The organism is Mycobacterium gordonae, assembly GCF_002101675.1.
Taxonomy (GTDB): domain Bacteria; phylum Actinomycetota; class Actinomycetes; order Mycobacteriales; family Mycobacteriaceae; genus Mycobacterium; species Mycobacterium gordonae.
Genome location: NZ_LQOY01000011.1, coordinates 1 through 7,660, shown reverse-complemented (window position 1 = coordinate 7,660; position 7,660 = coordinate 1). Strand labels below are relative to the sequence as shown.

General features: G+C 64.5%; 11 protein-coding genes and 1 pseudogene. 3 read left to right on the top strand and 9 right to left on the bottom strand.

Annotated features, from left to right (window positions below; all coding sequences use genetic code 11):
- The 3 genes and pseudogenes from AWC08_RS36210 to AWC08_RS38895 all read left to right on the top strand — a co-directional run.
- Window positions 1-470, top strand: a pseudogene (locus tag AWC08_RS36210) (PE family protein); the annotation flags it as partial.
- Window positions 471-870: 400 nt separating this feature from the next.
- On the top strand, window positions 871-1,077 hold the full coding sequence (locus AWC08_RS00920; RefSeq protein WP_069435539.1) for a hypothetical protein: 207 nt from the start codon (window positions 871-873) through the stop codon (window positions 1,075-1,077).
- Window positions 1,071-1,874, top strand: a complete 804-nt coding sequence (locus tag AWC08_RS38895; RefSeq protein WP_083271439.1) for a PE family protein — start codon at window positions 1,071-1,073, stop codon at window positions 1,872-1,874. Before AWC08_RS00920 ends, AWC08_RS38895 begins: the two co-directional genes overlap by 7 nt.
- 480 nt (window positions 1,875-2,354) lie before the next feature.
- Here AWC08_RS38895 and AWC08_RS00910 read toward each other — a convergent pair whose 3' ends face one another.
- The 9 genes from AWC08_RS00910 to AWC08_RS00875 all read right to left on the bottom strand — a co-directional run.
- On the bottom strand, window positions 2,355-2,621 hold the full coding sequence (locus AWC08_RS00910; protein ID WP_069435537.1) for a DUF7427 family protein: 267 nt from the start codon (window positions 2,619-2,621) through the stop codon (window positions 2,355-2,357).
- Window positions 2,618-3,070, bottom strand: coding sequence for a hypothetical protein (locus AWC08_RS00905; RefSeq protein WP_069435536.1), 453 nt, complete (start codon window positions 3,068-3,070; stop codon window positions 2,618-2,620). The genes AWC08_RS00910 and AWC08_RS00905 overlap by 4 nt, the downstream gene beginning before the upstream one ends.
- The gene (locus AWC08_RS00900; RefSeq protein ID WP_069435535.1) at window positions 3,063-3,488 is read right to left on the bottom strand and encodes a hypothetical protein; all 426 of its coding nucleotides are present in this window, start codon (window positions 3,486-3,488) and stop codon (window positions 3,063-3,065) included. Before AWC08_RS00900 ends, AWC08_RS00905 begins: the two co-directional genes overlap by 8 nt.
- Window positions 3,485-3,835, bottom strand: coding sequence for a hypothetical protein (locus tag AWC08_RS00895; protein ID WP_069435534.1), 351 nt, complete (start codon window positions 3,833-3,835; stop codon window positions 3,485-3,487). The genes AWC08_RS00900 and AWC08_RS00895 overlap by 4 nt, the downstream gene beginning before the upstream one ends.
- A 78-nt stretch (window positions 3,836-3,913) precedes the next feature.
- Window positions 3,914-5,122 carry a hypothetical protein gene (locus AWC08_RS00890; RefSeq protein ID WP_085087309.1) on the bottom strand — a complete coding sequence of 403 codons (1,209 nt, stop codon included), beginning with the start codon at window positions 5,120-5,122 and terminating at the stop codon, window positions 3,914-3,916.
- Window positions 5,122-5,292 (bottom strand): hypothetical protein, encoded by a 171-nt coding sequence (locus tag AWC08_RS36205; protein ID WP_159459946.1) that lies wholly within the window; start codon window positions 5,290-5,292, stop codon window positions 5,122-5,124. Before AWC08_RS36205 ends, AWC08_RS00890 begins: the two co-directional genes overlap by 1 nt.
- Window positions 5,289-6,605, bottom strand: coding sequence for a glycoside hydrolase family 19 protein (locus tag AWC08_RS00885; protein ID WP_085087306.1), 1,317 nt, complete (start codon window positions 6,603-6,605; stop codon window positions 5,289-5,291). The genes AWC08_RS36205 and AWC08_RS00885 overlap by 4 nt, the downstream gene beginning before the upstream one ends.
- A 323-nt stretch (window positions 6,606-6,928) precedes the next feature.
- Window positions 6,929-7,342: a hypothetical protein gene (locus tag AWC08_RS00880; protein ID WP_142283342.1), complete on the bottom strand. Its 414-nt coding sequence runs from the start codon at window positions 7,340-7,342 to the stop codon at window positions 6,929-6,931.
- A gap of 9 nt (window positions 7,343-7,351) precedes the next feature.
- The coding region (locus tag AWC08_RS00875) for a hypothetical protein (RefSeq protein WP_218621733.1) at window positions 7,352-7,660 on the bottom strand (309 nt) is incomplete at its 5' end.

Below are 7,660 nucleotides of genomic sequence, written 5' to 3'. Positions count from 1 at the left end.
TTGGTGGAAACGGGACCGCTATCGGCGCATCTGGGGGCATGGGCGGTGCTGGGGGGATGTTCGGCAACGGCGGCACCGGAGGTACGGGCGGGCCGGCCGGGACCATCACGCGTATCGACCCTAATACCAATCTGCCGGTGACAACCGCGTACCGCGGCGGCGCGGGAGGGACCGGCGGCCAAGGCGGCTGGCTGTTCGGCAACGGCGGTATGGGAGGAACCGGCGGGGTCGGATTCGGCCCAGGCTACCCGGCCGGGAGCGGCCTGCACGGCGGCTACGGGGGCCGCGGCGGGGACGCCGTGCTCTTCGGGGTCGGAGGCGACGGCGGAACCGGCGGCAACGGAGACATCACCTACGCCGACTCCCAGCCTGGAATCGGCGGCTACGGCGGTGTAGGGGGCGGGATACCGAACCTGTTCCCTGGGATATTCCCTAACGGTCAGCGCGGAGACACTGGTCAGCCTGTCTGATTTTCCTGCGGCGTTGTCGGTGGTGCTCGTATCCTGAGTGTTGTGGATGGTGGGCCGGAAACGGTTCGGGGAGCATCAGCGGATGAGACTGTCGTTGTCCCACGTGTAGCAACCCACGCCTCAGAGTTGGCGTGGTCGGAAGACTTCCCGAGCGAACCCCTACCCGCCGAAGAATCCCCGCCGTGGCGGGATGCCTGGATTAACGCGGCCGTGTTCCTCTTGGTGGGCACGGTTACTGCCCATGAGAACTGCCCTGGTAGGGCACTGTTTACCGGCAAAACAGCCCGTGAGACATTCGTCACGCCCTACCATGCTGATTGAGCACCGAAGGGTTTGTAGGGGGGTCCAGGTGTTAGATTCGCCGGCTCTGGCAGCAATCCGAAAGCATCACCCAGGGTTGATGGAGACCCTTGACGCGGAGTTCAACGACTACCTCGCGCGGTCCTACCAAGAGGGCGTGCTCGCTGGATTTCAGATGGCGATCGGCATGGCCGAAAAAGTGATTCCGCTCCTGACGAGCGAGGAGCAGCGCGGCGCCATCACCGGCCTGGTCGAATCACTACGGAAGGTCCCCTACCTCACATCCTCAGAGGCCGACAAATGCTAATCGTTCCGGATGTTGCGTCGGCGGCAGCAGCGGATGTTGCCCGGATAGGGGCTGCGGTCACCGACGCCGCCGCTGCGGCACAATCCCCGACAGCCAATATCGTGTCCGCTGCCGCCGACGAGGTGTCGCGGGCCATCGCTGCGCTGTTCTCTGCGCACGGGGAAGCTTTCCAGGCGATAAACGTTCAGGTGGTGGCGCTCAACGACCGCTTCGTGGCTCTACTCAACAGCAGCGTTGCACGGTACGCCAGCGCCGAAGCCGTGTCGGACCAGTTGCTTGCCGCCATCAACGGCCCAGCCCAAGCCTGGCTAGGGCGCCCCCTCATCGGGGACGGCGCCAACGGCGCCACCGTCGACGGTGTCGGCACCAACGGCGGGGACGGCGGCCTCCTGTGGGGCAACGGCGGCCGCGGTGGGGATAGCACCGCCCCCGGCGCGATGGGAGGCCGAGGCGGCGCCGGCGGCTGGCTTTGGGGCAATGGTGGCCGCGGTGGCAACGGTGGCCCGGGAGAGGTTGTCATTACCGGCGGCGTACCGGTCTCCGCTTCCAGCGCGGGCACCGGAGGCTACGGCGGATCTGCTCTCCTCTTCGGCAACGGAGGAGCTGGCGGTGACGGCGGCCCGACAGTGGTCATCGAGGACGGCGTCGCACACATCGACCCGCTAGTTGGTTACGAGGGGCGCGGCGGAAACGCGGGCGCCATCTTAGGTACCGGCGGTGCGGCTGGCGGGGGCTACCACATCCCCGGTGTAAACCGGAGCGGCCGAAACGGGCTACTCGGCCCCCTCCCGGCCTGAGAAACAACAAATGGCCCCCGCCTAGCCTCGGAGCAGTGAGGCTAGACGGGGGTAAGTGAGAGGATGGAGCGGTGGGCGAACCTGATTTTGAGTCACCGCCAGCGGCATGGTCTACAGCCCCGGCATTGATGCCACCCGGGTCGGTGTGCACCACTCAGAACTTTTCATTGTTGACACCCGCAGCACTTCCGGTGACAAACGGTGAAGGATTCGCCATCGTCGGGAAGGGGCGGACCGGCGCGCGGCTGCGACAAGACACGCGGTGCGCTACATGCGGCGAGGGGTTCGCGAAGGGCGATATCGTGCGCATTCAGTTAGCGACGGACTGGGACGATGCGCAGTTCACGCACCAACGGTGCGACCTGCCAGCTCCGAAGATTGACCCGTCCCAGATGCGCTATCGCGGGTTCGGAGCTCGGAATGACACGGCTGACCTACCTTCAAAACTGAAAGCGTTTCAAGGCCACTATTCGGCCGATACTAGGTCTGCTCAACCACCAGCACCACCCGACGCCTCTTCCTAGCGACCACGAACGCCAAGTGGATTGGGTCGTAGCTGGGTTTGATGCGGTTACTGAGATGGCAGTACAGAGCCAACAACCCCGCCTCAGCTATCCACCGGACCCGCCGGTCAGGTGTCAGCCAACCATCCATGCACTCGCTGAGCGTGTCACCGTCTTCGGCGGTGAAATTGTGCGCCAAAGCAATCCCACCAAGCAGCAGCCACACCTTCTTAGACCGGCTCATGTAGGACCCTCCAACGTTTCCTCAAGGAACGACAGACGGGCGGCGGCGAGCGAGTCGTTGCGCCAAATCCGCTCGAATTCGAAATAGTCGTAGTGGCGGGGCAGCTCGTAATCGCATTCGGCGCTCGACACCTCAGCGTGATGGTGCCAGCGGGCGTCGTAGACGGACCAGGCGCGTAGACACCGCAGGTCGTCTCGCATCTCCCGCATGTCCTTAACCAACAACTCAACCTGGTTACTCAGGTTCGCGATGACTTCGTTGTCCTCCGCGATGTATTCGCGGCGCTTACGCTTGACCCGGTCATGCCACCACGTACCCAATGGAAGGACCTTCGCGATCAGCGGGTACTTCTCAATCAAATGGGTGATGAGGGTCGCGAAAAACATCACCAACGCCAAGATGCCGACCCACTGCTGCGGAATGTATTTAAGCCAGTCTTCGCTAAGCATCGCGGCGCCGCCGTCTGGCGAAGATCCAGTTAGCTACGGCCATCCCGAGTAGGTCGTAGGTGTTGAGCCACCCGTATCTGGGGTGCTGCTGCATGACGGCGACGAACGATCCGAGAGTCATCGCGGCGTACACGCAGAGCAGCGCCAGGTGGGCGATGAATGACAGCCAGGCGCGGGGGTTGGGGCCGCGGACGGGTTCGGTTCCGGACATGAGGGCTTCACCGAACCAACCGAGGACGCCGAGGCTGATGAAGACGGTCCCCCACACCCACAGGGGTGCGCTGCCTTCGACTTGGTTCATCGCTGCGAACTGGCCGGGTGGGGCCATGATGTAGTTCAGGCCGCGGGCGACAGCTTCCCCGAGCAGAGCTATCTGGCCGTAGCGCAGCGCGCGCTCATCGACGAACCGGTACGTCATGCGTCGGCGTCGTCAGATTCTCTGCGCGTGATTCGGGGGCGGCGCCCGGTTTTGCGGGGACGCTGCCGGACCTCGAGCACCTGGTTGGGGTTGGGGAACAGCAGTCCGAGGGGGGTTGCCCCTGGGGTGAGTTTGGCGCCGGCGACGGAGATCAGCAGTGCGTAGAGTGCGCCGAGCCCAGCTGCTATCGCCACCCCGGTTGAGGGGACGCTCAGGTTGGCGGGAGGTTCAGTTGAACCGATGGCTCCCAGTCCCCAGGCTGCGAGGGAGAAGGTTGCGGCGTAGTGGGCCATGCGGGCGATGGTGGCTTGCCAGAACGTGAGCGTGAACAACTCGCTGTCGGCCATTGCAGTTCCTTTCGAGTAGTCAGATACCCGCAGGTCAGCGGCCCGAACGCGCTTCGTCGCGGTTGAGAGTGGGTTAAGTCAGCGGCGGAATGCCGCTATGGTGTCGCAGGCGACCTGGACGCCGCCGCGCCCGCCGAACTCCGGGCGGGGACTGTAGTAGTCGCCGTGGGCCGCGATTCCCGGCAGTGCGGACATCAGCTTCACCAGCGCCGGCAGGTTCGTCAGTACCCCTTTGACGGACAGGAACTCGATGAGTTTCGGGTCCGGCCCTTCGCGGGTGCCGGTGATGCCGCCGATAATCGGCGACAGTAACCCCGGGGTGACTCCGGTGGCTCCCGCCAGTATCGGCACCGCTAACGGGCTTCCCAGGCCGGCGAGGCCACCGAGGAACGGGGCCACCAGGTTCAGCAGGGCCGGGATGATGATTTGCCCTGTGTAGATGACGAACGGCAGCTCCGTCTCCGCGCGGATGAACCACGTGTAGAACAGGGGCCGGATTTCGTCGTCGCAGGCGGCGTAGAAGTCGTTCTGCACAGTGATGGACCACGTCAACGCTTCCAGCCATGCGGGGGCGGTCCAGCGGGCAATCCCCCAACCTGGGGGGGTGTTGCCGGGTTTGGTGCGGCCGGGTTGGCGGGTGGGGTCGCCGAACAGCAGCAGCCCGTTGATGCGGTCGCGCAGCAGCTCATACTTGCCGCCCGGCCCGAACAGCCGCGTGAACGACTTCTTCAGCCCATCGGCTGATTGGGAGTAGGCGCTGCCCCAGATTTCGACGTCGACAGCGGCTTTCGGGTTCGCCCGGCGGGCGGTGATGGCGCGCTGGACATCAGGGTTGACGTCGAGTAGCCGCTCAAACTCGGCGTCTAACTGTCCGATGACGTCGTTGTAGCTGAGCTTCGGGTCCCCACCCATCAGGCCGAGGTAGCCGCCGATGTCGTAGCCGATGGGCTGATGGTTGAGGTTGAGGACGTTCTTGGCCCACTCCCCGGTGTCGAACGCCGGGCCGAGCCACCACGGGGCGCCGGAGCCCGGGGCCGAGTAAATCCAGATGGGCCGGTGGGGCCGAACGATTTTTAGGTCCAGCAGGTCCTGGTCGGACACAACACCGTCGGTCTTCTGCCCGGTGCGGCGCTCGTATTCCTTCTGCCACGACACCGCCCGCGGGCCGTACTCGTTGGTGTTGGGGTCCAGTGGCCCGAGCGGGCGACCGTAGCCGTGGAACATGGCGGCCATGACCTGCCGCCAGCGCCGCACCGTTTCGTTGCGGTCCCCGAGCTTGAGAGACATCAGGCTGCATCCGCGAGTGGTAGAGGTTCGCCGCCGCCCGGGCCGCCGCCGAAGTCCGGCGCGATGTGCACGTAGAGCACAGGCTTGCCGGCGGAGTCGACGCCCTTTGTGACGGACGAAACCTTGAGCCACACCGGCCCACCCCCCGGCACGAACACTGGCCCGATCACTTCGCAGCCTTCTCGGCGGTCTGGAAGGAGACGATCGCGACCTCGGGCGAGTCGACCTTGCGCTTGAGCGCGGCCAGGCCGTCGCGCAGGGTCATCTCCTGGCCGTCAGCGTAGGCGCCCAGCGACGAATCCGGTCCCCAGTCGGGGTGTTTGGGGCCGAGTTGGTCGAAGATGTAGCGGACCTTCGCGAGAAGTTCGGTCTGTTCGTCGTCGGTGAGTGCCATGAGCGGTCCTTCCGTCGGTTGATTGGTGCGGGGTTCGATGAGGGTGAGCAGCCGGTCGCCGACGCCCAGTGCTTGCTGGTATCGGGTGCGGCGGTCGGCAATTCCGTTCTGCCCGCCGTTGATGAGTTGAGTGACGGCGACGATGTCGCCCTGGTCGGACAGACTGTTGATGGTGGGGCGGGCGACGGTCCAGTACCAGGCGGCGCCGATGCCGGCCCACTTCAAATCCGCCAAAGCAATGGGGTTGGCGACGAAGAAGTTCGGGTCCGAGATGAGGCCTTGGTCTGCGGCCCACCGGCCGAACGCGGCGTAGTTGGCCTGCCACGTGATTTGGATCCACGTCCGACCGATGTAAGGGGCGTATCGGCCGTTCTTCGCGTATTCCTCGGTGGTGTTGAAGCCATCGCTTTCATGCCCGCACTGGGCGAGGAACATCGCGATGCGCTTGGGATTGTTGCACTGCGCCAAGGCAAGACCGGCCATGACCGGGTCTATGAGTTGCGCGGCGCGGGCTTCATCAATGACCGGGACGGCGTCGTACAGCACCTGGATAGCCGCAGCGCGCGTATCAGGGGCGGGGATTGGCGCGGGTTTCGGTCCGCCCCGCTTGTAGACGCTGAACCCGTCCGGGCGGATGTTCGCCTTCACCCACGCCGCCAACTCGTCGCGACGGCCATAGGTGCCATAGTTCAGCTGGTGGTGCATCTCGTCCGCGGGGCTGTCCCAGTCGCCCGCCCAGAACATCCACGGGTCATAGAACGCCAGTAGGTCGCGCAGCGCCGCCATCTTCGCAGCGTCGAACGTCCCCCGCGTCTGGAATGGGTGGCTGCCCCAGTTCAGATCCATTGCGGTGGCGTTCAAGTGATTTGAGGTGCTGACCGAGTTCGTCGGCGTATAGCAGGCAGAGTCGGCGTCTCGCAGCGGCTCCACGTTGGCGTGGTAGTCCGCGGCGTAGGCGAGCATCAGCGTGCCGGCGTCGTCGTTGCGGACCTGCAGCGACACGTCGGTGCCCGGGACTGTTTTCCATACCAGCAGCGGCGAATCCGGCTCGATGCGCGGGGAGGGTTCCCAGCCGTTTTCAGTAGGCATCACTCACTCGTTTCTCATCGGCGAAGTGGCCGCAGCCAGCGGGCCACACGCGCGGGCAGGAAGTGGCGCAGCCGTGCACGCACGACGTAACGCAACGGGGTGTGGTCAATCACCGGAAGGCCGCACGTCACGCAGCGCGCGAACGGCTGCCAATCAGGCAGCGGGTGCATCCTCGTGTACTGGCATTAGCGGGTCTGGACCCTCGGAGTAGATTTTCATCCAATCAACTCCGTTGCCGCTGGCATCAATGTGTATGCCCGCGTCGGCGCGACGGACTCGAATCCACCGTGCGTTGAAGTTAATTGGAATTCGGGCGTTCACGTTCACGGCTGCTCCTCCACTGTCGGCCCCGGCGTTGGCTCTGGTTCCGGCTCTGGTTGCGTTGCCTCGTAGGGGATTCCGAGCCACGCTGCGTGCTGCTCCGGCGACATCCCGACAACTTTCGTCCCGTCAATCGCCAAATACCCGCCGGGCAGGGCGACGCCGTTCTTGGCGACACCGTCCTTATCCCAAGGGATTACCGCGACCTGCACACGTTCGGGAGTGGGGATGGATTGGATGTCGATTTCGATGAGGTTCGTCAGGCCCTTGTCAACGATTTGGACGAAGCCCTTCAGCATCTTCGCGGCGGGGCAGTCGCACGCGCACACCTCCGCCAAGCTGGTCGGCATCTGTAATGCCTGGGGGGCGACGTTCGCCGCCGGTTGGACAGCACTGAACCCGGAAAGTTCTGTCATGTGTTTCCTTTACGCTATTCCTGCGAGTGAACGGAGCCGCATCACGACGTCCGCGCCGGTGCTCTCATTAGTTGCCCCGAAGCAGAACTGGTCTGGGGTGATGAAAGCCGTCCGGCCCTCAGAGAATGCGGTCACCCAGTCGACGCCATTGACAGATAGGTCGAAGTAGCGGTTTGTTCCGTCGTCGCGGATCTGCAACCAGTTCGGCATCACCCCGTTGGGAAGCCGGTACACCGGCATTGGGTCTGCTGCACGAATAGGTGACATCTGAGTTGGCTTGCCCAGCATGGGCGGGCTGGAAGGATGTCCCCATGGCAA

What these genes read in the sequence shown, in the direction of transcription:
- AWC08_RS00910 (WP_069435537.1), bottom strand. Translation starts at nt 2,621, where the DNA reads ATGAGCCGGTCTAAGAAGGTGTGGCTGCTGCTTGGTGGGATTGCTTTG.
- AWC08_RS00900 (WP_069435535.1), bottom strand. Translation starts at nt 3,488, where the DNA reads ATGACGTACCGGTTCGTCGATGAGCGCGCGCTGCGCTACGGCCAGATA.
- AWC08_RS00920 (WP_069435539.1), top strand. Translation starts at nt 871, where the DNA reads ATGGAGACCCTTGACGCGGAGTTCAACGACTACCTCGCGCGGTCCTAC.
- AWC08_RS00895 (WP_069435534.1), bottom strand. Translation starts at nt 3,835, where the DNA reads ATGGCCGACAGCGAGTTGTTCACGCTCACGTTCTGGCAAGCCACCATC.
- AWC08_RS00885 (WP_085087306.1), bottom strand. Translation starts at nt 6,605, where the DNA reads ATGCCTACTGAAAACGGCTGGGAACCCTCCCCGCGCATCGAGCCGGAT.
- AWC08_RS00880 (WP_142283342.1), bottom strand. Translation starts at nt 7,342, where the DNA reads ATGACAGAACTTTCCGGGTTCAGTGCTGTCCAACCGGCGGCGAACGTC.
- AWC08_RS00890 (WP_085087309.1), bottom strand. Translation starts at nt 5,122, where the DNA reads ATGTCTCTCAAGCTCGGGGACCGCAACGAAACGGTGCGGCGCTGGCGG.
- AWC08_RS00905 (WP_069435536.1), bottom strand. Translation starts at nt 3,070, where the DNA reads ATGCTTAGCGAAGACTGGCTTAAATACATTCCGCAGCAGTGGGTCGGC.
- AWC08_RS38895 (WP_083271439.1), top strand. Translation starts at nt 1,071, where the DNA reads ATGCTAATCGTTCCGGATGTTGCGTCGGCGGCAGCAGCGGATGTTGCC.